Origin of the sequence: Fusicatenibacter saccharivorans, from assembly GCF_027667425.1 — a bacterium.
GTDB classification, from domain to species: domain Bacteria; phylum Bacillota; class Clostridia; order Lachnospirales; family Lachnospiraceae; genus Fusicatenibacter; species Fusicatenibacter saccharivorans.
Genome location: NZ_JAQEGR010000011.1, coordinates 67,094 through 88,013, shown reverse-complemented (window position 1 = coordinate 88,013; position 20,920 = coordinate 67,094). Strand labels below are relative to the sequence as shown.

Here is a 20,920-nt window from a genome sequence, read left to right as displayed (position 1 = left end):
AGAAAACCTCTCTGATACAGTATAATAAAGTGTTAGGGAGGTATCTCTATGAAGGAAAAAATACTAATCATTGAAGATGATTTTACGATACAAACACAGCTTAAAACTCTTTTGTATGGGAATGGATATGAAGTATTTGCAGTTACGGATTTTTCCCAAACAATAGAGCAGTTAAAAGAAGCTGCACCACATCTGGTTATTCTGGATATAAAACTTCCGGGGAATAACGGTTTTGAAATATGTTCTCAAATTCGCACTTTTTCAGATATTCCGATTGTATTTGTAACAAGCAGCAATACAGATATGGACGAACTAAACAGCATTATGCTGGGTGGAGATGCGTTTATCACAAAGCCTTATAATCCTGCTATTCTTCTTGCTAAAATTGCTGCATTGTTAAAGAAAGCCTACCGTTCCTCTCAAACAGAAATTTATATGTGGAAAGAAGCTACCCTGCATTTGGAGAGTAGCATGATAGAGTACAAAGGACAGAAAGCAGAATTGACAAAGAATGAATTGAAAATCCTCTACTACCTTTTTAAGAACGCTGGAAAAATCTGTTCCAGAAATGATATTGTGGATTTTCTTTGGGATAATCAGCTTTATGTTGATGATAATGCCCTAAGTGTCAATATTACCCGTATTCGTGACAAACTGGCAACAATCGGACTTGTAGATTTCATTAAAACAAAACACAGGCAAGGATATACATTATGAATGGAAAACAATATTTGAAAAATCAACTCCCCGTTATTTTAATCAATCTGCTGGGTATGCTTGCCTTTGCCTTGTTCCTGATTGCAAGCGATAATCCTATCCAAACAGTCCTGTTTATTCTTGCGGTCTGGTCGATTGTCCTTGTTTTATCTTTGCTGACTTTTTATTTCTCACGAAAAAAGTATCTGAATAAATTGCTCAATATGACGGAGCAATTAGAAGAACGATATTTATTGCCGGAAATCATGCAAGTGCCGGAAAGGGCTGATGAACAGGTTTTTTACCAGATTATGAAAATGGCTGAAAAATCCATGTTGGAACGGATTGGCGAAGTACAGAGGGAACGCAGGGAATATAAAGAATACATTGAACAATGGATACACGAAGTAAAAACACCAATTACAGCTATGAAGCTGCTGTGTGAGAATAACCGTTCTCCCTTTTCCAGAGAGGTATTGGCAGAGTTAGAGAATATCAATCAATATACAGAACAGGCACTTTACTATGCCAGAAGTGAACACGCTGAAAAAGACTATTCTGTCCGTGAAGTCAATTTATGCGATGTTGTGAATAGTGCAATCGCAGATAATAAGTATCTTTTGCGTCAAAGTAATATGTCAATTCAGATAGACGATATAGAAACAATGGTTTACACTGATGAAAAATGGGTGCGGTTCATCTTAAATCAGATTATCGGTAATGCAATCAAATACCATGCAGAGCAGCCTATTTTGCACTTTGGGGCAACAAAAACGAATGACAAGATTGTGCTATCTATCAGCGATAATGGGATAGGTATTCCTAAAAGTGATTTACCCCGTATTTTTGAAAAAGGATTTACAGGTCAGAATGGGCGAACCGGGAAAAATTCTACTGGAATTGGCTTATATCTTTGCAAGCGTCTATGTGATAAACTGGGAATAGGACTTACTGCTTATTCCGAAAACAGAGGAACAACGATTTCACTTATCTTTCAAATGAATGATTTTATTATCGGAGTGCAGGGCTGACAGGTTCTGCACTTCTTACATTTTTGTAAGAACTGTGTAAGAAAACTTGATACAAAAAATGAGATACTCCATTTACAATATGGGTATGGAACAGTTAAGGAGGTTTATCCGATGAATACAATTTTGAAGCTGGAGCATATCCAGAAATATTATGGCAATGAGGGGAATATTACCAAAGCCATTAAAGATATTAGTTTTTCTGTGGAAGCCGGAGAATTTCTCGGAATTATGGGTGCGTCCGGTTCTGGAAAGACAACTCTGCTAAACTGTATTTCTACGATTGATACCGTAAGTGCAGGGCATATTTTTTTAGAGGGAACAGATATAACGGAAATCAAACCAAAATTCCTTGCCCGCTTTCGCAGAGAGAATTTAGGTTTTGTATTTCAAGACTTCAATTTGCTGGATACATTGACAATTTCAGAAAACATTGCACTGGCATTAGCAATCAATAAAGTCCCTGCAGGGATTGTAGAACCCCGCATTTTGGATATAGCCGGAAAGCTGAATATCAGCGATATTCTAAACAAATATCCTTATCAGGTATCGGGCGGTCAAAAACAGCGTTGTGCCTGTGCAAGAGCAATTATCAACAATCCGAAACTCTTATTGGCAGATGAACCGACAGGAGCATTAGACAGCCATTCCTCACAAATGCTGCTGTCTACCATTCAAAGTATCAATGAACAGCTTAGGGCGACAATTCTTATGGTAACTCATGACGCTTTTACCGCCAGCTATGCCAACCGTATTCTTTTTTTGAAAGACGGAGAAATCTTTATGGAACTGCGCAAGGGCAACGACAGCAGAAGTGCTTTTTTTGATAAAATTCTGAATGTCCTTACCATGATTGGAGGGGGACAGAGCCATGTATGCTAAACTTGTTTTCAGAAATGCAAAACGGTCTGTAAAAGACTATCTGGTCTACATTGTCACAATGACAATCTGTGTTACCTTGTTTTATGCGTTCTTGTCTATTTCCAGTAGTTATTATAGCCCGGATATAGGCAGCGAGTATGATTTTACTCTGTTAAGTGACGGAATGAAAATTGCAATCTGCATGATAACATTGCTGTTGTTATTTTTGATACGGTTCGTCAATCATTATATGCTAAGACGGAAGCAAAAAGAGTTTGCTGTCCAGTCCATTATGGGAATGGAACAAAAAACTATTGGCAGGATTTTCTTTGCAGAAACACTGATTATGGGTATGTTTTCCATTTTGATTGGTATTTTTTGCGGTGTATTTTGTTCTCAATTCATTACCGCAATGCTCCTTACTGCTTATGGAAAGCCTTATGAAATCTCATGGACATTATTCCCGGATACCGTTTTGTTGACAGTGGTATTTTTTGTGGCAAGTTTTTTTGTGGTAGGAATTTTCAATACCCGTACCATTCAGAAAACAAAAATTATTGATATGCTTTCCGCAGAGAAAGAGAACGAACCAGAGCTAAAAAAGAGCCGCTTCATTTCTGTTGTAGTAGTCCTCTTTGAAGTATTTACCGTATGGGGATTGATTGCAGGAATACAAAAGGTCTGGTTTTATTATGACACCCGCTTTGCGTTTCCGGTGCAGCTTATGTTTTGGGGAAATATTCTTTTTCCGCTGCTTACTTTGCTGTGGTCGATATTTTGCATAATCAGAAAGAAAAAAAGAGAATGTTTCATTGCTGGTTTGCTGATATGTTCTGTATTGAATGCTTTTACAGCAGCCAGCGTTGCAGCATTAACAAATAAATATTATCTGCCTTTAGGTGGTGGAACGCTCAATCAATATCTGCTTTTTGTTGTGATTGACTTACTTTTCTTCATTTGTGCCTTCATTTATCTTACCAGTGGTTTGATTGTAGCATGGAAAGAAAAATCGCCAGAACACCGATACCATGAGGAAGCACTTTTCTTTTTCGGACAGATTACCTCAAAGCTGAATACGACCAGCAAGACTATGGCAGTCATTTGTATCACTTTGGTATTAGCAATTTTCATGTTCGTTGCAGCCCCTATTTTGACGGGCTGGTCGTCTGGTTATTTGGATATACGCTCTATGTATGATGTGCAGGTATATTCGAGATACAATGATGTTTATGAAGAAGAAAATCTGCCACAGGACAGTTATGAAATCATTACTGATTTTCTGGCAGAACATAAAATAGATACAGACTATGATTGCACTTTCAATCTATATCTGCCAGAGAAAGACGATTTTCACAACAGACAGAAATATGATTTTCCGATTGTGGCAATTTCTTTAAGTGATTATAACACCATAAGGAAAATGTTGGGTTATGAACAGATTTCTCTGGGGGAAGATGAATTTACGACACAATGGGCGGCAATCGCCACCGAGGAAGAACGGGATAGCTTTTTGAAAGAGCATACCAGTATTTTGACAGACGCAGGAGAATTGACTCTTTCCGAGCAGTCCTATTATGAGGAAGCAATCGGAGAAACAGCGTACAATTCCTATACAGATATACTCTATGTACTTCCAGACAGTATTTGTGAAAAGCTGTTGCCGGTAATAAAAAACCGCTATATCACAACAGAAGAAAACATCTCCTATGAAAATGCAAGGGAACTGGAAAAATTTTTTACAGAGGAATACCCAGAGCAAGCAGAAAGCGGTGTTATGTATGGAATACGGTTCAGTACATTACAGAGGAACAGTACAATAGCAAATAATTTTGTTTTACAGGCTGCAATGCTTTATGGTGCTGTTGTATTGATGATTATATGTCTTACCGTACTTTCCTTGCAACAACTCTTAGACGCAGGACAATATAAATATCGCTTCTCTGTACTCCGAAAATTGGGGGTGGAAGAAAAGCATATCGGAAAACTTATCTTGCAACAATTAAGTGTTTGGTTTGGGCTTCCAATTATCACAGCAATCATTGTAGCTGCTGTTGTAATAGCTTACTTTATCCAAACCATATCAGCAGAAATTTCAGCCTATATCGGGTTTGGTGCATTGATGTTACAAATAGGGGCAACAATGGGCATTTTGGCAATTTTATTGATTTGTTATTTCATAAGTACATGGATTATTTTTAGGCATTCTGTTAATCCATAGAAAATATGTAATTATTGCATTTCGCACATTCTTTAAAGAGGGATAGCACTCTTAATGAACACTATCCCTCTTTCACTTAATAAAATTCTAATGAATCTTCTGCATCCACCCACATCTGTAAATTGCCCTCAAGATATAATCTTGCATATTCCAAAGGCTCATCCACAGCTAATGAAGTAAGTGCACATTCTGATCCATATGTGGTTTTTAAATCTTTTTCAGCTTCCCAGCAGTCAATGCGAAGCATATATCCAGCACTTGTGTAAACATCAATACTATCGTGATTTATGTTGTATTCTGCATAAATTGTTCTCATCGTATCTTATCTCCATTTTCTTTTGATAATCAGTAATAGAGTTAAATATCGAAAACATTTCAATCAGTTCACCATGTCGTTATTGTTATATGTTATACTGTGTTATGAAATTTTCTTTCCCTTAATTTTTCCCATATTAAGGTTCATGAAAGCTAATGGGAGAATGTAACACAAGGGAAAGAGTAAGGGAAAGTACACTTGCTACAAACTTAGTATTTTCAAGGGTTTGCGAAGAATTTGATAATCAAATATAACAGTTATTAAATTTCCTAAAATATGTGAAATATCAACTTGAATTTTCAAATTAGTCTTTGCAAATAACCTTTGAACCTTCACCATCAATTACAATTCCCTGACGGTTGTTAATTGGGCATAGATTCAAATCCGAAAACTCAGTCATTATTTTCTCGGTAACTTTCTTAAATGGTGCTGTAAGATAATGCGGAAGAACATAGAAATCAATCAAATCAAGCCCTGCATCATCTTCTTGTGAGTAGTCCTCTGGCTTTTTATCCATTTGCTCGATATATTGGATGCTTGGAGCGCATATAATTGCGCCTGCCGACTCGCCGATCATCAATTTTCCATTTGCCAATTCCTTTTTCAGTAGCCCATCAGCTCCCGTTTTACGGAGCTGGTCCATAAGAAAGAAAGAATTTCCGCCGGTAAAATATATCACATCTGCTTCTTCAAAAACAGACTGTATCGTTGAATAAGCCTCCGTTGAAATATCAATTTCAGTTACGATTGCTCCCAACTTTTTGAATAATTTTCGAGCCGAGCCGACATAACCGGTGTAGCCTTCACGCAGTGAAGCTGTTGGAATAAATGCGACTTTCTTATTTTCAATTTCTTCCTTTATCAGACTTCCCACACTTGAAAAGTGCGAACATAAAAATAGTTTCATCAATATTCTCCTTTATAAATTCCGATTTGTTACTCACATGATATCATATTTTTTCTTCAATTGCATTTTCATTGAAAAAATCATTAAAACTTCCAATGTTTAATATAAATAAAGCAATATAGTTGCATCCCTACTCGTATTAAGAGCTGAAAAATAAATATAAATCCTATATTAATGAAGAAGGAATGGAAGAAAAAAGCATCTTTTGAATATAGAATACCTAATATATTTTGTACATTCAAATTATTTATTGGAAACAAATACAAAATTTTGTTACCTACCCCTGTTTTTATCATTTGCACCAGCAATAATGGTAATATATATACCCCTAATGAAACAGCTAATACTGACATAGATGAATGCATAAGAGCTGATATTAACAATGTTACACTCTCAACAAATCCAATACCAACTAATTGCATGACAAGAATTAAAAAGTATATTTGAATATGGTTATATTGCAAAGGGAAGTCAAATAATCCCAACGACAAATTTGTTTGTATGTCTGAATTCCATCCGCTCATATCATACATTGTAGAGAAAACACCTATGTTGACCAATTGAAAAATAATAAATAAACTCACTGTAATAATACTTGTCGCAATCAATTTAGCAAATATCATTTTGTTTCTTCCATATTTTGTAACTAACAGAATCTGATTGATATTTTTAGAATTATCATCTGAAAACACTATGGAAGATACCAATATTGTAATTATGGACAAAAGAGCATATATATATCCAAGTACTCGATATAAGTCTGTCCATGGAACATAATTTCCTAATGTCAAAGGAGTATCAAATTTTTTAAATCCAACCTCGTCCAATGAATATAAATCCACGTCTTCTATTGTTAATCTTTGGCCTTTATTAACCTGTTCAATCATTTCTGAATAAACATTTTCGGCATCTTTTGAAAAAAAAGTATCTCCCATTTCCCAATAAAATGGATAAAAAGGCTTATTAACAACTTTTTGCTCTTCATTCTCTTGGAAATTATTCATAGAATCAGACAGAATCATTTTAACTTTTTCATCTGTAAACTCTCCAGAATATTTTTCATCTATTATTACATCGAGGCTCTTTTCAAACCCCTTTTTCTTATTACTCGCTTCACTCATTGATAGCTGTGAATAGTGATACCCAACAAAAAAAATCCCCAGAAGGACTAAGCATCCTACAACAATCCCACCAAATACAGTTCGGTTTCTCAATATTTTCCCAAGTTCAAACTTAATTAGCGATGTCATACTCTCATTCCCCCTCTCTAAAATAAAACAAATACAAATCTTCTAAAACCGGATCAACTTGTTTCGCATTTGCAAAAGGTTTTTCCCTTGAAATAAGTCGAAGAACAACTCCGTCTTCTCCATATTTACGATTACTTACTGTATATACTTGCTCAATTCGATTTACTTCTTTTTCTGGAACCAGGCATTCCCATACACACTTGTTAATATCTTTCAACAAATATCTTATTGTGCCTGTATTTTCAATTCTACCTTTTTTTAGAATAATGATTTCATCTGCTATATATTCTATATCTGATACAATATGTGTAGACAATAATACTATTTTTTCTGATGCAAACGAACTTATCAGTTTTCTAAATTTAACTCGCTCTTTGGGATCGAGCCCTACCGTAGGTTCATCTAATATTAAAATTTCCGGATTATTAATCATTGCTTGAGCGATACCTAGTCTCTGTTTCATTCCGCCAGAATACTTTCTGATTTTTTTATTTTTCACATCATCTAAGCCAACCTGAATCAATAAATCTAAACATCTCTTTTTTGCTATTTTCCCATTTAAGCCTTTCAATGAAGCGATATACATCATAAAATTTAATCCTGTAAAATCAGGATAGTATCGAAAATCTTGTGGTAAGAATCCAAGAATCGAGCGATAATATTCTGCTTGCAGAGCAATATCTTTATGGTCATATTGTATATTTCCACAATTTGCTCTCATCAGTCCACAAATAATACGAAATAAAGTTGTTTTACCCGCCCCATTAGCACCTAATATTCCGTAAATTCCAGGAGTAAATCGATACGACACATCATCAAGCACAGTTACATTCCCATATTGTTTTGTTATATTATTAATAGTTAATTCCATACTGAAGCTACCTCCCATTTGATTATTTTAGTTTGAGAATATAAGATAATCCCTAATATTGTCGTTGTAATGAAATATGCTATTCCCCAATAAAGCATTCGGATTTCATATATTTTAAAGATATTTGCAATTAAAATAACTGCGACACAAATACTTCCCGATATACACCATAGGAAATAATTATGTAATTGCTTTCTCCATATAGTTATAAGCGAAAATAAAATAATGCAAACAATATTGTATGGAACAAGTACATAGACTAATATCTGATACAAAGGCAAAGATACTATAGATTTAGTCATAAGAGAAAGCAAAATAACAATTACCATATCAATAATGCCAAAAATCAATAATTTCATCATAATATGTTGTCGCAAATCATATTTGAATGTCTGTTCCAATTCCCACATTCCTGTAGTAAAACTTTTGAATAATTCATCTAAAAAAAATAAAGCCGAAATGAATATTACACCTGTAATGCATAACATTATTTCACTTATCGGCTGTAAATTTTTAAAATTTAATGCCATAGTTATCCCTGATAGAAAGATGAATAATTGAATTATCCAAGTATGAACATGTATGAAGCGAAAAGTTGACAGGAATAGCTCAAAGTAAGAATGTCGACTCATTCCAAGTCTAATCATTATTTCATATCCTAATTCGATGGTTTTTTCACGTCCTTCTATATCACCTTCTAATTTATAACCAGCCAATTTCGATATAATATCTTTTTTATCCATCATAAAATTCCTCTCTTTCTAAAACTTTTTCTAATTTTCTAAGGCCTTGATAAATACGTGACTGTACAGTAGATACCCCCACGCCAGTAATTGTCGCAATATCTTTTACCTTTAAATCGTGATAATACCGTAGTATCACAACCTCTCGTTGTATTTCAGGAAGTAAATCAAGTGCTTTTTGAACCGTTTCTTTTCTCTCATCATGTAATATTTCATCAATCAATGAAGTGTCTAAATCAGTTGTAAAATTATCTGTGAGTTCTATTTGCTCAATATGTCTTTTTTTCAAATAATTATTGCAAGTATTGACAGCCATAGTGTATAGATAATTTTGAAATTTTCCTATGAATCGGTATCTAGGTAAACTTTCTACCAATTTTAAAAAAATATCCTGTGTTAAATCAGAAGCTATATCGCAGTCTCCATAACATCTGCGAACACAATAAAAATACACACTATCATAATATTTATGTACTAAAATATCCCATGCATCAGGATCTCCCATCTTAATTTTGTTTATTATCATCCAGTCTTGTATCATATCCATCACTTTTCTCTTAATTATTCTTCTCTATATATAAACAACTAACCTTAACAAATCATTTAAAAACACAAAAACTTTTTATATTTTTTTATATTTTTTTACAATATGATAAACTATTCTTCCCCTCATGAGCAAGGGATTAGGAGTTCCCTGTGGCGGTTAGTATGCAGTAGTTCGATTATCCTGTAAGCGTGAGTTTTCCAAACTTATCGGATTCTTGGTAGTTGCCTTAGTAGCCGTTGGTCTTGTATTCAATGCGTCCGGCGTAAAAGATGTATTGTTACAGTTATTCAATAAGATTATTGGAGCATAAAATTAGTATTGCTATTGTGCGGACATTTGCATATAATAAAGATAGATGGAAATACTACTCACGAAAGGAGATGTTTTATATGGCTACAAAATCAGCAAATTTATATGCAAGGATTGAACCAGATGTCAAAGAAAAAGCAGAAAGTATCCTGTCTACACTTGGTATCCCTGCTTCCAGTGCTATCAATATGTTTTATAAACAGATTATCTTACAGAGAGGACTTCCGTTTGAAGTAAAAATACCATCTGACAGACCTGTTGATATCAGCACATTATCAGAAGCAGAGTTCAATGAAGAATTGGAGAAAGGATATGCGGATATGCAGGCTGGACGGACAAAAAATGCGAAGAAAGCATTTGCTGACATTCGCAAGGATTATGGCTTATGATATATGAAGTAGAATTATCCGAACAGGCTGACAGTGATTTGAGAGGGATTTTTGAATATATTTCTTTTGAATTACAATCGCCGGAAAATGCAAGCGGACAGCTTGACCGTCTGGAAGAACAGATATTAAGTCTGGATACGATGCCGGAGCGTTATCGAAAATATGAAAAAGAACCGTGGAAAAGTCGTGGACTTCGTGTATTACCAGTAGACAATTATGTGGTACTTTATATTCCAGACAGCGATAAAAAAGTTGTAACAATACTTAGAGTAATGTATGCCGGACGGGACATAGACAATCAGTTAAATCTCCACACAAAGCAATAAAGGATATGATTTAAAGCAGCCTTTCATTTATGATCGACTGCTTTTTTCATATTCAAAATTAAAAAGAAAGGGCTGAATTACGATGGAAGAATGTAGCGTATTGATTGAAACGACCAAATCAGCAGAGGATAAAACCTCTCGCTGGTTCGATTTACCCATTGATTATGAGCTGTTCCGTGACCTGCTCGGCGTGGAAGCTGACAGTGGCGATTATCAAATCATTGATATGAAGCTCCCCTTTGCTGGCGACATTGTAAGGACAACATCTGTCAGACGGTTAAACAAGCTGTACTTTGCTTACACGGATTTATCGCCAGAAGTTCAGCTGGCTTATAAAGAGTTGATTTCCTATTGTGGCGGTGTAGAGGATTTATTGCAGAAATCAGAAGAATTTCTGTTTTATCCAGAGTGCCACAACATCATGGACGTTGCCCGTTACCGCTTGGAACATAACATTGATTTTTTTGCTCTCTCCGAAAAGGGAAAGAAATATTTTAATCTGGAAGCCTACGTCCATGAACCGGAAGAAAAAGGACGTTATGCGGTCTGCAACAATGGTATGTTCAAGCTCTGATGGTGGGTATTGCTTATGGCAGATTTTATGAATACGATGAGTGAAAGGAAGTGACCGCTTATGATTGATGATATGCAAGTCTATATAGCCAATCTTGGCAAGTACAATGAGGAAGAACTGGTCGGGGACTGGTTCTCTTTTCCATTGGACGAAGAAGTAATTGCAGAACATATCGGCTTAAATGCAGAGTAGGTAAACGTCTCTTTTAATCTCCATTGTTATACTCCCCATTTCCGTGCATCTGCACACTTTTTAGTAATGAGATTCCATCACAGAACGACCTGAATTTCAATATGTATTCCCATTTTATGTGCATCTACACACTTTTATGTAATGTTGATAAATATATTTTCAGATTTTTTTATTGCAGTGTTTATAATCGACTACTCCAATCGTTATTATAGGTAAACAACAAAAAGAAGATGGTTCCGATGTTTCATTAAATATGTTCGTTAGTCTTTTACGCAAAGGATTCTATCTCCTCTGCGCCCTAATGCTTTTCGGATTCAGTTCAACAAACTAGAATTTACTTTAATAAATATTTTTCAAACGCTTTATGATTATCAAAGTGGACTTCTCTAAAAAACAGAACTAACCAAATAATATAGGTTGGTATAGCTATATATGGGGTTAAAAAGCAGGATAATAATGCTCCTGCCAACATTATAATAGCCCACATAAAGCACTGATTTCTTATATCACGAGAGATATAAGCTTTATCATACAATGCCTGTTCTTCTTTAGAAAATGAATTAAATCCCGAAACAAATTTTGTTGCTTTTTCCTTAAAAATCGCAAATAACACACCTATAATCAGAAATGGTATTACCAAAATTATACACGACCAAAATCCTATATTCATAATACATACCTCCGCTTCAAATTCCGATTTTAATGTCTCTATTATACCATAATGATACTATTATAAAAAAGGAAAAAGAGCTCCTTCGAGCTCTTTTGATTCAGTTCTGTAAACTTGAAGTTATAGTGCAATCTTTTTCCATTTTCTAATCTTGGTTCTAAAGGTTCCGAACGGAGCAACTGTATTAACATGTATGAATTTGTATACTTCCCAGACAGCTGTTTTAGTTGCTTCGTCAGCCCATTTTCTCATATGTGGTTTAAATAATTCTTCCTCACTCAGAGAATCAATCATTGCATAAATAGAGTTGATATTCTCATTCAATCTGTCTTTCAATTCTTGCAGTGACAGCTGAGCATATGTATCTGTGAACCATTGATATAATTCGCCAAGCTGATTCCACTTAAAATTATCCGAAGGAGTTTTAACAGGAATACCCGTTCTTTCGTCTGATTCCCATTTAATAACAAGAGTTGTCCAGCCAACCTGATAAGCAAGATTTTCTGCCGGAGTTCGATCGATCTCATCAATTCTCTTATCTTTTAAATGCTCCGGAATATCATTAAATTCTGAAATATATTTTGCAAAGCTTTTATTTATCTCGTTTTTAAGCTCGTCTTTATTCTCATATGTTCTCAATAGTCTATCTCCTCAGCTTCCGATTTTCCAGTTTCAAAAACAGGAATTTATTTGGAAGATTTTATTATCCATTCATCAAGAAATTTCATTTGTTCATCCGTATGAAACCAATGCTCTCCATTTTTCATAATAGAAAGTGTTGAATTAGTCCTCTGTACAAATTCAAATATCGTTCCATAAGCGGTAAGATTATCTTTTTCACCATACAAAATGTGCGTTGGGATTTCCCATATAATAGGATTTTCTCTTGCATAGCAAAGATAATCCCATGAAAGAGTCTCTCCAAAGGTTGTCTGAATTTCTTTTTTCTCTTTGAGTTCATCCTCTGTAACATTTGCCCAAATCATCATATCAGCAATAAGCCTTTCCATATCTACAACGGGCGAAATAAAATATGCTTTCTCTATTTGCTGATTTGATAAGGCATTGATAGCAAAATACGCTCCAATGCTATTGGCAATTACTTCAACCGTCTTGTAGTTTCTATAAATTGAATTAAAAAGTAATGGAAATTCTTCTTTTGCTTCCCATGGAAACTGTGCAGTATAGTCGAGACCAATCACATCACAATTACTAAAGAGCGGTTTGTAATGAATAGCTTCTTCAGCATTACCACCTTTTCCATGTATATAAATAACTGCTTTATCCACAATAGTTATCCTCCACAAATTCAAATTTTCCTGTTATACAAACTGGGAGTTGTTTATTTCTTCTTTTTCGGTTTTGGGGCTGGCAGTTCATCATACATTGCATGAAACAAGCCTGTCAAAAATTCCCTATTATCAACTTCATCTACCAACAACATCTCTTTTGCTCCCTCATAGGGTAATTCATACGGAGCTGTCGGCATATAACTAATTGCTGATTTTACTGGTTTAACAAGTAATCTATCATCATAGATACCGCCTACAATCTTGCCACGATAATAAATAATAAATTCTCCCATCATAGCTCGATAAGTAATTTCTTCTAACTCAGATAGCTGCCCTAAAATAAACTCTAAGTATTCCTTGCTTGATGCCATATTTCCACCTCAAATTCATATTTCTCAGTTTCAAAAACTTGAAATTACTTAACAATATGTGCTGTAATGATTGTATAGCTATATGAATTGATAGTAATTTTGATATTTTCAACCTCGCAATACCAATTTTTACCCTGTTTGTATATATTGCAATTTTTATCTAATACCTTATTTTTGCAATACTCAACAACATCTGCTGTATCTATTTTTAGGTTTCTTTTAATTCTATCAATTCCCATTTCGGTTGTATGAATTTTATCAATATTATCAAGCAATATCTTTTTATCTTCCATTCTTTCTTTTCCTCAACTACCGATTTGCACATCAAATCGTTTTCTTCATTCTATCACAGTATCATATTATTCCGCCATCAATTTTTCGAACCAGGTATCCATGACAATAATAAACTGGCCTGCGCCTTGCCATTCTTGCAGCATTTCATCCAGAGTTTTGTGTTTCTCATATTTCTGCACATACACCCAGGTGGCTATACCACTGGCCTCAGAAATAATTCCTGTTATGATCTTACGCATGATGCCCTCAAATTCTGCGATTTCCTCTTTTGAAACGATGTCATAGAGATTAGGAATCTGAAAATCTTCTTTCCCACAGTTCTCATGTACATTAATCAACTCTGCTTTCACCCTTTTTCTGGATTCCTCGGGTAATTTCAAATATTGCCAAATCATTGAGACCACTTCGGAAGGTGTGTCTTTTTTGATCGGTGGTAACTGAATAAAATCATTGTTTTCGCTCATTTTCATATCCTCCTCACGATAAAATAAAATCAATAATACTTTCTCTTGTCATATCCAGTACAGTGTCTACAAACACTCCTGCAAACAGGATCAGATACAGAATTACACTCAGCGAAAACAGGAATGCAACCTGTACCCAATCATGGTAACAGTATGCAGTCGCTATAATCAACAAAGTGAATATAAATCCAAGGATTCCTCTGACAACCGCATAAGTCTGTACTGTCATCTTCACTGCCAGGCCGATCACAAAAAGTATCAGCCATACCGGCAGTAATAATATCTTCCCAGCAAGTTTTAAAATAAACATGTGCACCTCCTATCTTACCAGTCCTGGCATATCATGGTTCACTTCTGCCTGATAATACCCATTCATCGTAGACGGTGCATTAAACAGGGCTGCTAATAAATATTTCTTGATGTTCTTCACCTTTGTGGTGTTACCACGCATACAGTGTAAGACATACTCGATATGTGAATAGGTCAGCATCAGAAATTTTTTCTTCACCAGAGATGCCGGATACCAGTTGCTGGCAATCAAGATCTTGTCATTTTTACACATCACAGTTTCTACGATCAGGTTCACGACTTCATCTACCTGTCGCATATCGTCATGATGGGTTATTTCCAGTGATTCATAATCAATGGTCTCCTTGACAAGGTTTTCATAAGCCTGATAATCCTCAGAGCGATTATCGCTATCACATCTTTTCTCATCCACAGATATGATATGATTAGATTTATTATCATTCATTTCAGTATCACTAAGATTAGTATTATTAGGGTTTGAAATGTAAACTTCTTGAAGTTTGTTTTCGGGACTTCTAGAAGTTTGATTTTGGGACTTCATGAAGTTTAAATTGTAAACTTCTGCAGTCTCTTCATTTTCCACAGAAGTTTGTTTTTTAAACTTCTCTAATTCCTCTCCAAATTTTTTCTCATCTGTTTTCTCAGGCATAAAGGTTTTTACGTAGATAACATTCACCTTTCCAAATCCCTGTCTACGTTTCTCAATCAGACCAATTCCTGTTTCGTCATCCAGTTCTCTCATGGATTTGATGGCTTTATTTCTGCCACAGTTCAGTAATTCCATGATATCTTCGATGGAAAAGTAGATATATGCTCTGTTTTTGTCGTCAAACCACTGATTCTTGATGGAAAGAGACATTCGATCCAACATCAGTCCATATAAAATTTTGGCATCGCTTGATAAATCTTTAAAGTAGCTGTCTGTAAATAATGCTTTTGGTATGCGGTAGAAGCTGAACTGATCAGCTTCGGTACCGTAAAAATAATTAAATGTCATTTTTTTCTCCATAATTTCCTCCTTTCGTTTTCTGCTAAGAAGTCCTCTTTTTAAACTTCTTTGACTTTGTTTTCTTAGCTTTTTCTATCCTTAACAGGACTGTTCCTGCATCCATTTTTCTAATAATGATTCAATTATCTGTTCCATATCTTTGGCTGTATAATCATCCGGAAAATACTTTGTCAGTTTCTTTTCTGAGAAAGTAAGAGACCGGGATACTTTCTTTGCCATTACACAATTATTGAAAATCGATAACATCTGGATCTGATTGATTGGTCCATCATTCAGCTGATTTCTAAGTGCTGCAATCTGTTTTGGTTTGATAAATCCTGTGTCGCAGATATATTCGTAAATCCATCCCTGTACTTCCTTATCGATGTAAGAGATATCTACAGCAACCGTGAACTGAAGCTTTTTGTTATCTACCAGATCAAGAAGTTCCGGAATAAGCTCTGTCAGTCGGATATAACGAGTCACCTGCACACTGCTTATTCCAACTTGCTCACCCAATAATTCTCGTGACTTTTTACCTGACTTGTGTTCATTTTGTACACAAGTTAAATCTGTTCTGATTCCCTGTCTTTTCATTGCATCAAGTTTCATCTTGTAGGCAAAGGCTTTCTCACTCGGTAACAGTTCCTCTCGCTGAATGTTAGCGTCCACCATCGTCACAATGGCATCATCATCTGATAATTCTCTTACGATTGCCGGAATAGTTGTGAGTCCTGCAAGCTGTGCTGCATGCATTCTTCTGTGACCGGATACCATTTCGTAATCTTCGTTTTCATCCATACGGAGAAGTACCGGTGTCAACACTCCATTGATCTTTACGCTCTCTACCAGATCCTGCATCTTTTCATCATCCAACACCTTGAATGGATGATTCTTAAACGGATGGATCTTACTGATCTCTATCTCCATTGCAGATTCTTCATTTACCACACCGAGCAGTTCATCAATACTTGCCAGCTTAATCTTTTCACCACTTCTATTTTTCATTCTTCAAAACCTCCTGTGTTAAATTCATATATGCCTCAGCAACTTTTCCCTTCGGGCAGTGCATGTAGATACTTTTTCCTTCCGCACTGGTCTCAGCAGCTTTTACAGACATCGGGATCACATTTTCAAATACCTCAATCTGACTTCCGTAGGTTGTATGTACTCTTGATGCAATGTCCCTTGCGTAATTGGTTCTGAAATCTACCATAGTCAGGAGAATGCCCTCAATCGCCAGTTTCCGATTCAATCTTTTCTTTACTGTAAGAATGGTCTTAATCAGCTGTTGAAGTCCTTTAACAGGCAGATATGCGGCCTGTACAGGTATCAGCACGGAATCGGAAGAAACCAGTGCATTGATTGTCATCATACCAAGACTTGGCATACAGTCGATCAGGATATAATCGTATCGGGATCTTATCGCATCGATATATTCTTTCATGATCATTTCTCTGCTCATAACATTTCCCATCGTTACTTCCAGTGCGGAAAGCTCAATATTTGCTGGAAGCAGATCTACATTTTCCTGATGATGTAAGATACCATCTTCCAGATTAATATCTTCTTCATTGATAACATCCATCATCATTGTTGCCAGTGTAATTCGAAGATCATCCGGTTCTTCATATCCAAGACTTGCTGTTAAACTCCCCTGCGGATCTGCATCAATCAACAGTACTTTTTTACCTTCTCTTGCCAGTCCAATACCTACATTTACGGTTGTGGTGGTCTTGCCGACTCCACCTTTCTGGTTTACTACGGATATAACTTTACACATGATTTCTTCCTCCTTTAACTTTCCCATGATTCTTTTTTCCATAATTTCAGCAGTGCCAGTATTTCCCGTTTCATCATTGCCGGTGTATAGGAATTTGGAAAATACTTGTGTAACTGCTCGTTTGTGAATGCCACTCTTGTGATCTCACCCTTTTTAACTTCACACATGATTTCTTCCATCTTTTCCAGCGATAACTGTTTTTCTTTACTCAGCTGCTTTATCCGCTGAGCCTGTGAGAGTGACGGAATCGCCTGTGCATAATCCATTGCTTTAAGCAGTTCTCTTTGTTCATTTTCTTTCAGTGCTGCTATTTCCACAGCCGGGCAAAAAGAAATAATTTCATCATCCAGCTTCTGCAACATTTCTGGTATCAGCTTTGTCAGTGAAATATAACGCTGCACTTGTTTTGGGCTATCACCACAATCCTCACTGATAATATCTATCGAACGTTTTCTTGTTTTTTTGTGGTCAACTTGGCTCTTTTTTCGACCACTTTTTCTTTTCAATACGTCATTCTTTAATTTGTAAGCAAAAGCCTTTTCACTGTAGCTGATCCGTTCTCTATGAAGATTCGAATCCACCATGCTTAAGATGGAATCATCTTCACTTAATACCCGGATGATCACCGGTACTTTACGGTATCCAAGTTTCTCTGCAGCATGTTTTCTTCTGTGACCGGATATGATTTCATAGTAGCCATCCGGTACCGGTCTGACGATCAGCGGATTTAAGATTCCATATTTCTCAATGCTTTCCTGCAGAAGAAACATTTCCTTATCATCTTTCACCTGAAACGGATGCTCCTTAAAAGGGCGGAGACGTTCAATCTCAATTTCTATGATTCTTTCTTCTTTTTCTCCTGATTGTCTGTTTGCATCAGTCATCTTGACTCCTTTCCTCCAGGATTCAGGAAATAAAAAATGCCTGCCTGGAACTTTTGTTGTAAGAAAAGTTCCAAACAGACATTGCCGTTTGACTATTAGCTGTAGCTAATAGAATTGAATACTGTTTCAGCTAATTTATGTTTGCAGGTTTCGGAGAGATTGTTTCTTTTCCTGCCTTTTCTCTGATTTACATCCCCAAATAAGGGGTGACAACAGAGCGGAACCCAAATGTTAGCTGGACTCTTGAAAAACCATGTTTGCAAACCGGTGATTTTGATTAGCTGTCAGCTAACAAAAATCGGATTGTGTTAGCTGGAAATGGATCATTTTGAATGGAATTTCATGCCACGAACGTGATTAGAAAATAAGAAAAGCGTTCGCTGTCAGCTAATCCAGCTAACATTTTCGAACGCTTTGAAGCCCGTCGCCAAGAGGATTTGAACCTCCGACCCCTCGCTTAGGAGGCGAGTGCTCTATCCAGCTGAGCTATGACGACACATGCCGCAAACCCTTGATTTTACTGGGTTTCTGGGATTTTTCCCTTCGGCCATATATAAGATTATCAACTCTTTTTCGAGTTGTCAATCTACAGATTTTTTTACTTTGGTAACATTAGAACGTTCCCCAAATTGGGGAATGCTTTGTTGTCACCTTTGGCATTTTTCAGAATAGATTCGAACTGAAAGTTGTTTTTCATTTTTTCCCTTTGGGGAATGCCTCGGCTTTCTCTTAGGAGGGGGACGCTCTATCCTGCTGAGCTACAGAAACAAGAATTATAAATGTTTCAGCCAGGTCAGAAACAAAAATATTATACTATATTTTTGCTGCTTTTTCAAGACGAAACACATACTTGCGATTCCGCAGTTTACTTCAGGAATTTTCCATTGTGAGTACCTGATAAATTCTCTTATAGGCTTTTTCATAGGTCCAGCAGCCTTCGACATTGTTGTAGTATTCATTATTTTTTTCGACAACATATTCTAAATCGTTTTCTGTTATGAGTCTGTATTTCATCGTACACCTCCAATGTTAAAAACAGTAATCTGCCAAAATCCAGAGGTCATTATATCATATTCCGATGGGAAAGGAGAAGAGAGTCTTACAGCAATGAATTAAAATAAAAAAAGAATCTCGGCAAAGCAGTCGAAAGGCTGTGACGCAAAGCTACAGGGCCTGTAAAATGGCAGCCAGCTGCGTAAATATGGAACATTTCGGTGATGGATGGCATCGAGGCGACGAAAAAAATTCGAAACAGTGTGCGTGAGGACAATGATGTTCCGATTTTTGCGATGACAGCAAATACCTTTGCAACGGACCGCAAGCGGTGCGCGGACGCGGGCATATTCCGAAACCGGTGAATTTAAAAGAGATTCAGACGACGCTGGACGAGAAAGTGCGGACGGCATGCGCCGGATAACGGGACGGATTAATAACAGAAAAATTTGGAGAAGGGGCTCTACTGCTTTGGATTGCAGTGGAGCCTTTTTATGGTGTATCATAGGAAGTAAAAGAAAACAGGGGAGAATCACGGAATGGAAATTGCAGAAAATATCACATGGACCGAGGAACTGGAAAGGCTGGATGTGCTTCTTTCGCAGGGGCAGTTCGAGCTGCTGCTTCCGGGTGAGCGGTACGGTGGAGGAGAAAAGGAGATCTGGCTTGTCTATCTGATGAACGATGCGGCAGAGAGCTTTCTCGTTTTTCATGACGCGGAGCTGACGGGAACGTATCAGAAGGAATACGAGGGAGAAATAGATGCTGCACTGGAAAAAGACGGGGAGCAGTACGTTCTGATCGTGCGGCAGGGAGAGACGGTGTGCACGCTGTTTTTCAGCCGCCTTTCACTGGAAGTGCATCTGTTTGATTACGGAAAAACGGGTCATTTCTGGGTGGACGGATACGAGTATCTGCGGCAGATTGAGTTCCGTATTGCGATCCTGCGGGACAAGCTGGAATACCTCGGCGAGGCGTTCTGCACCGAGGAAGAAATGCGTCTGGCATCGCTGGCCAATTTCCCGCCGCTCAATTTCTGCTGCTACCCGGCCGTGCCGGATCAGTATCTCGTACCGTCATGCCCGTGGTGGGAAGCGACGGAAGAGGCAATTACGGAGATGAAAAAACTGGCATCGGAGGCAGGCGATAAAGTGCTGCTGTGGTATCTTGCACTTTATGAAAAATGGCAGGGAAAACTCCTCGCAAAACAGATCGCAAAACTGCTGCATACGAGCCGCCACGCGAAAGTCGTGGATTTACTGGAAAAAAAACTGGCCCGCGAAGCACAGAATTATCCGAAACGACGCTTCACCGGCGAAGAAGGAACCCAGATCCGAAAAATCCAGGAGCAGGCAATGAAACGGAAAAAGATACTGGAAGCCGAAGGAAAACGCGCATCATTGCTGCGCGAGGAGCCATTCTTTTATGCACGGGATTCGGTGGAATATAAGGTCCATCTGATGATCTGGGGAACGAGAGGGAAAGAGCGGGTTGTGGAGGTTGAGACGTTTAAAATTTCCAGAACGCAACGGCAATGATCAGCTCCTTTACGGATGAGCCGGAAGTGATTCAGTTTTAATACCAGTAGACAAGAAGTCCCCCGCTTCTAAAGTGGTGGGATGAATTGTTAAAAGAAACATAACGG

Annotated in this window: 27 protein-coding genes, 1 tRNA gene, 1 pseudogene and 1 riboswitch; of the genes and pseudogenes, 10 read left to right on the top strand and 19 right to left on the bottom strand. The window is 36.9% G+C overall.

The genetic code is table 11. The features are described 5' to 3' along the window. Window positions 1-48: 48 nt before the first annotated feature. The 4 genes from PGS38_RS11580 (at window position 49) to PGS38_RS11565 (ending at window position 4,803) form a co-directional block, all read left to right on the top strand. Window positions 49-717 (top strand): response regulator transcription factor, encoded by a 669-nt coding sequence (locus PGS38_RS11580; RefSeq protein ID WP_015520152.1) that lies wholly within the window; start codon window positions 49-51, stop codon window positions 715-717. Beyond that, window positions 714-1,727, top strand: coding sequence for a sensor histidine kinase (locus PGS38_RS11575; RefSeq protein WP_055156115.1), 1,014 nt, complete (start codon window positions 714-716; stop codon window positions 1,725-1,727). Before PGS38_RS11580 ends, PGS38_RS11575 begins: the two co-directional genes overlap by 4 nt. A gap of 111 nt (window positions 1,728-1,838) precedes the next feature. Next, window positions 1,839-2,606 (top strand): ABC transporter ATP-binding protein, encoded by a 768-nt coding sequence (locus PGS38_RS11570; protein WP_055156116.1) that lies wholly within the window; start codon window positions 1,839-1,841, stop codon window positions 2,604-2,606. Next, the gene (locus PGS38_RS11565) at window positions 2,596-4,803 is read left to right on the top strand and encodes an FtsX-like permease family protein (RefSeq protein WP_055156117.1); all 2,208 of its coding nucleotides are present in this window, start codon (window positions 2,596-2,598) and stop codon (window positions 4,801-4,803) included. The genes PGS38_RS11570 and PGS38_RS11565 overlap by 11 nt, the downstream gene beginning before the upstream one ends. Before the next feature lie 76 nt (window positions 4,804-4,879). Here the strand turns inward: PGS38_RS11565 and PGS38_RS11560 are convergent, their stop codons facing one another. The 6 genes from PGS38_RS11560 to PGS38_RS11535 form a co-directional block, all read right to left on the bottom strand. Then, window positions 4,880-5,119 (bottom strand): DUF6061 family protein, encoded by a 240-nt coding sequence (locus tag PGS38_RS11560; protein ID WP_055156118.1) that lies wholly within the window; start codon window positions 5,117-5,119, stop codon window positions 4,880-4,882. A gap of 304 nt (window positions 5,120-5,423) precedes the next feature. After that, a complete protein-coding gene (locus tag PGS38_RS11555) occupies window positions 5,424-6,026 on the bottom strand; it encodes a Type 1 glutamine amidotransferase-like domain-containing protein (RefSeq protein ID WP_117805233.1) in 603 nt (200 codons plus the stop codon). Window positions 6,027-6,109: 83 nt separating this feature from the next. Continuing rightward, on the bottom strand, window positions 6,110-7,276 hold the full coding sequence (locus PGS38_RS11550; RefSeq protein WP_092073365.1) for an ABC transporter permease subunit: 1,167 nt from the start codon (window positions 7,274-7,276) through the stop codon (window positions 6,110-6,112). Window positions 7,277-7,280: 4 nt separating this feature from the next. Next, a complete protein-coding gene (locus tag PGS38_RS11545) occupies window positions 7,281-8,147 on the bottom strand; it encodes an ABC transporter ATP-binding protein (RefSeq protein WP_005334760.1) in 867 nt (288 codons plus the stop codon). Next, complete coding sequence (locus PGS38_RS11540) at window positions 8,138-8,893, bottom strand: hypothetical protein (protein WP_092073367.1); 756 nt, start codon at window positions 8,891-8,893, stop codon at window positions 8,138-8,140. The genes PGS38_RS11545 and PGS38_RS11540 overlap by 10 nt, the downstream gene beginning before the upstream one ends. Further along, window positions 8,883-9,437 (bottom strand): RNA polymerase sigma factor, encoded by a 555-nt coding sequence (locus tag PGS38_RS11535; RefSeq protein ID WP_005334762.1) that lies wholly within the window; start codon window positions 9,435-9,437, stop codon window positions 8,883-8,885. The genes PGS38_RS11540 and PGS38_RS11535 overlap by 11 nt, the downstream gene beginning before the upstream one ends. A 389-nt stretch (window positions 9,438-9,826) precedes the next feature. Between PGS38_RS11535 and PGS38_RS11530 the strand changes: the two genes are divergently transcribed. The 4 genes and pseudogenes from PGS38_RS11530 to PGS38_RS11515 form a co-directional block, all read left to right on the top strand. Continuing rightward, window positions 9,827-10,135 carry a type II toxin-antitoxin system RelB/DinJ family antitoxin gene (locus tag PGS38_RS11530; RefSeq protein WP_029471590.1) on the top strand — a complete coding sequence of 103 codons (309 nt, stop codon included), beginning with the start codon at window positions 9,827-9,829 and terminating at the stop codon, window positions 10,133-10,135. Then, the gene (locus tag PGS38_RS11525) at window positions 10,132-10,461 is read left to right on the top strand and encodes a type II toxin-antitoxin system RelE/ParE family toxin (protein ID WP_005334765.1); all 330 of its coding nucleotides are present in this window, start codon (window positions 10,132-10,134) and stop codon (window positions 10,459-10,461) included. Before PGS38_RS11530 ends, PGS38_RS11525 begins: the two co-directional genes overlap by 4 nt. Window positions 10,462-10,543: 82 nt before the next feature. Beyond that, entirely contained in the window at window positions 10,544-11,035 is a 492-nt protein-coding gene (locus tag PGS38_RS11520) for an antirestriction protein ArdA (RefSeq protein WP_117805231.1), read from the top strand. Between the two features lie 60 nt (window positions 11,036-11,095). Continuing rightward, window positions 11,096-11,224, top strand: a pseudogene (locus PGS38_RS11515) (antirestriction protein ArdA); the annotation flags it as partial. A 337-nt stretch (window positions 11,225-11,561) separates the two neighbouring features. On the opposite strand, the gene PGS38_RS11510 reads toward PGS38_RS11515, so the two are convergent. The 13 genes from PGS38_RS11510 to PGS38_RS11450 form a co-directional block, all read right to left on the bottom strand. Continuing rightward, on the bottom strand, window positions 11,562-11,897 hold the full coding sequence (locus PGS38_RS11510) for a DUF3784 domain-containing protein (protein WP_055267398.1): 336 nt from the start codon (window positions 11,895-11,897) through the stop codon (window positions 11,562-11,564). 120 nt (window positions 11,898-12,017) lie between these two features. Continuing rightward, window positions 12,018-12,536, bottom strand: a complete 519-nt coding sequence (locus tag PGS38_RS11505) for a ClbS/DfsB family four-helix bundle protein (RefSeq protein WP_118601726.1) — start codon at window positions 12,534-12,536, stop codon at window positions 12,018-12,020. 47 nt (window positions 12,537-12,583) lie between these two features. Further along, the gene (locus PGS38_RS11500; protein ID WP_005337276.1) at window positions 12,584-13,186 is read right to left on the bottom strand and encodes an alpha/beta hydrolase; all 603 of its coding nucleotides are present in this window, start codon (window positions 13,184-13,186) and stop codon (window positions 12,584-12,586) included. A gap of 53 nt (window positions 13,187-13,239) precedes the next feature. Then, complete coding sequence (locus tag PGS38_RS11495) at window positions 13,240-13,560, bottom strand: TfoX/Sxy family protein (protein WP_004612401.1); 321 nt, start codon at window positions 13,558-13,560, stop codon at window positions 13,240-13,242. A gap of 44 nt (window positions 13,561-13,604) precedes the next feature. Then, complete coding sequence (locus tag PGS38_RS11490; protein ID WP_005921256.1) at window positions 13,605-13,853, bottom strand: DUF3781 domain-containing protein; 249 nt, start codon at window positions 13,851-13,853, stop codon at window positions 13,605-13,607. Window positions 13,854-13,919: 66 nt separating this feature from the next. Next, window positions 13,920-14,318 (bottom strand): hypothetical protein, encoded by a 399-nt coding sequence (locus tag PGS38_RS11485; protein ID WP_173905991.1) that lies wholly within the window; start codon window positions 14,316-14,318, stop codon window positions 13,920-13,922. 13 nt (window positions 14,319-14,331) lie between these two features. Continuing rightward, the gene (locus tag PGS38_RS11480) at window positions 14,332-14,628 is read right to left on the bottom strand and encodes a hypothetical protein (protein WP_015514766.1); all 297 of its coding nucleotides are present in this window, start codon (window positions 14,626-14,628) and stop codon (window positions 14,332-14,334) included. A gap of 9 nt (window positions 14,629-14,637) precedes the next feature. Continuing rightward, complete coding sequence (locus PGS38_RS11475) at window positions 14,638-15,636, bottom strand: DUF6017 domain-containing protein (protein WP_117805132.1); 999 nt, start codon at window positions 15,634-15,636, stop codon at window positions 14,638-14,640. A gap of 78 nt (window positions 15,637-15,714) precedes the next feature. Next, window positions 15,715-16,623 (bottom strand): ParB/RepB/Spo0J family partition protein, encoded by a 909-nt coding sequence (locus PGS38_RS11470; protein ID WP_117805131.1) that lies wholly within the window; start codon window positions 16,621-16,623, stop codon window positions 15,715-15,717. Beyond that, a complete protein-coding gene (locus PGS38_RS11465) occupies window positions 16,613-17,398 on the bottom strand; it encodes a ParA family protein (RefSeq protein ID WP_117805133.1) in 786 nt (261 codons plus the stop codon). Before PGS38_RS11465 ends, PGS38_RS11470 begins: the two co-directional genes overlap by 11 nt. Window positions 17,399-17,412: 14 nt before the next feature. Further along, window positions 17,413-18,378, bottom strand: a complete 966-nt coding sequence (locus PGS38_RS11460) for a ParB/RepB/Spo0J family partition protein (RefSeq protein WP_071143508.1) — start codon at window positions 18,376-18,378, stop codon at window positions 17,413-17,415. A gap of 326 nt (window positions 18,379-18,704) precedes the next feature. Next, a tRNA-Arg gene (locus PGS38_RS11455) sits at window positions 18,705-18,778 on the bottom strand. Window positions 18,779-19,152: 374 nt separating this feature from the next. Beyond that, window positions 19,153-19,296, bottom strand: a complete 144-nt coding sequence (locus PGS38_RS11450; protein ID WP_158565922.1) for a hypothetical protein — start codon at window positions 19,294-19,296, stop codon at window positions 19,153-19,155. Between the two features lie 109 nt (window positions 19,297-19,405). Continuing rightward, a riboswitch (cyclic di-GMP riboswitch) is annotated at window positions 19,406-19,481 on the top strand. An 18-nt stretch (window positions 19,482-19,499) separates the two neighbouring features. Here PGS38_RS11450 and PGS38_RS11445 point away from each other — a divergent pair. Both PGS38_RS11445 and PGS38_RS11440 read left to right on the top strand, forming a co-directional pair. After that, a complete protein-coding gene (locus PGS38_RS11445; protein WP_117805130.1) occupies window positions 19,500-19,640 on the top strand; it encodes a response regulator in 141 nt (46 codons plus the stop codon). 174 nt (window positions 19,641-19,814) lie between these two features. Next, window positions 19,815-20,813, top strand: a complete 999-nt coding sequence (locus tag PGS38_RS11440; RefSeq protein ID WP_117805129.1) for a DUF3878 family protein — start codon at window positions 19,815-19,817, stop codon at window positions 20,811-20,813. Window positions 20,814-20,920 lie beyond the last annotated feature (107 nt).

What these genes read in the sequence shown, in the direction of transcription:
- PGS38_RS11450 (WP_158565922.1), bottom strand. Translation starts at nt 19,296, where the DNA reads ATGAAATACAGACTCATAACAGAAAACGATTTAGAATATGTTGTCGAA.
- PGS38_RS11525 (WP_005334765.1), top strand. Translation starts at nt 10,132, where the DNA reads ATGATATATGAAGTAGAATTATCCGAACAGGCTGACAGTGATTTGAGA.
- PGS38_RS11565 (WP_055156117.1), top strand. Translation starts at nt 2,596, where the DNA reads ATGTATGCTAAACTTGTTTTCAGAAATGCAAAACGGTCTGTAAAAGAC.
- PGS38_RS11495 (WP_004612401.1), bottom strand. Translation starts at nt 13,560, where the DNA reads ATGGCATCAAGCAAGGAATACTTAGAGTTTATTTTAGGGCAGCTATCT.
- PGS38_RS11530 (WP_029471590.1), top strand. Translation starts at nt 9,827, where the DNA reads ATGGCTACAAAATCAGCAAATTTATATGCAAGGATTGAACCAGATGTC.
- PGS38_RS11560 (WP_055156118.1), bottom strand. Translation starts at nt 5,119, where the DNA reads ATGAGAACAATTTATGCAGAATACAACATAAATCACGATAGTATTGAT.
- PGS38_RS11445 (WP_117805130.1), top strand. Translation starts at nt 19,500, where the DNA reads ATGGATGGCATCGAGGCGACGAAAAAAATTCGAAACAGTGTGCGTGAG.
- PGS38_RS11520 (WP_117805231.1), top strand. Translation starts at nt 10,544, where the DNA reads ATGGAAGAATGTAGCGTATTGATTGAAACGACCAAATCAGCAGAGGAT.
- PGS38_RS11535 (WP_005334762.1), bottom strand. Translation starts at nt 9,437, where the DNA reads ATGGATATGATACAAGACTGGATGATAATAAACAAAATTAAGATGGGA.
- PGS38_RS11555 (WP_117805233.1), bottom strand. Translation starts at nt 6,026, where the DNA reads ATGAAACTATTTTTATGTTCGCACTTTTCAAGTGTGGGAAGTCTGATA.
- PGS38_RS11485 (WP_173905991.1), bottom strand. Translation starts at nt 14,318, where the DNA reads ATGAGCGAAAACAATGATTTTATTCAGTTACCACCGATCAAAAAAGAC.
- PGS38_RS11550 (WP_092073365.1), bottom strand. Translation starts at nt 7,276, where the DNA reads ATGACATCGCTAATTAAGTTTGAACTTGGGAAAATATTGAGAAACCGA.
- PGS38_RS11540 (WP_092073367.1), bottom strand. Translation starts at nt 8,893, where the DNA reads ATGATGGATAAAAAAGATATTATATCGAAATTGGCTGGTTATAAATTA.
- PGS38_RS11545 (WP_005334760.1), bottom strand. Translation starts at nt 8,147, where the DNA reads ATGGAATTAACTATTAATAATATAACAAAACAATATGGGAATGTAACT.
- PGS38_RS11480 (WP_015514766.1), bottom strand. Translation starts at nt 14,628, where the DNA reads ATGTTTATTTTAAAACTTGCTGGGAAGATATTATTACTGCCGGTATGG.
- PGS38_RS11440 (WP_117805129.1), top strand. Translation starts at nt 19,815, where the DNA reads ATGGAAATTGCAGAAAATATCACATGGACCGAGGAACTGGAAAGGCTG.
- PGS38_RS11470 (WP_117805131.1), bottom strand. Translation starts at nt 16,623, where the DNA reads ATGAAAAATAGAAGTGGTGAAAAGATTAAGCTGGCAAGTATTGATGAA.
- PGS38_RS11465 (WP_117805133.1), bottom strand. Translation starts at nt 17,398, where the DNA reads ATGTGTAAAGTTATATCCGTAGTAAACCAGAAAGGTGGAGTCGGCAAG.
- PGS38_RS11475 (WP_117805132.1), bottom strand. Translation starts at nt 15,636, where the DNA reads ATGGAGAAAAAAATGACATTTAATTATTTTTACGGTACCGAAGCTGAT.
- PGS38_RS11490 (WP_005921256.1), bottom strand. Translation starts at nt 13,853, where the DNA reads ATGGAAGATAAAAAGATATTGCTTGATAATATTGATAAAATTCATACA.
- PGS38_RS11580 (WP_015520152.1), top strand. Translation starts at nt 49, where the DNA reads ATGAAGGAAAAAATACTAATCATTGAAGATGATTTTACGATACAAACA.
- PGS38_RS11575 (WP_055156115.1), top strand. Translation starts at nt 714, where the DNA reads ATGAATGGAAAACAATATTTGAAAAATCAACTCCCCGTTATTTTAATC.
- PGS38_RS11510 (WP_055267398.1), bottom strand. Translation starts at nt 11,897, where the DNA reads ATGAATATAGGATTTTGGTCGTGTATAATTTTGGTAATACCATTTCTG.
- PGS38_RS11570 (WP_055156116.1), top strand. Translation starts at nt 1,839, where the DNA reads ATGAATACAATTTTGAAGCTGGAGCATATCCAGAAATATTATGGCAAT.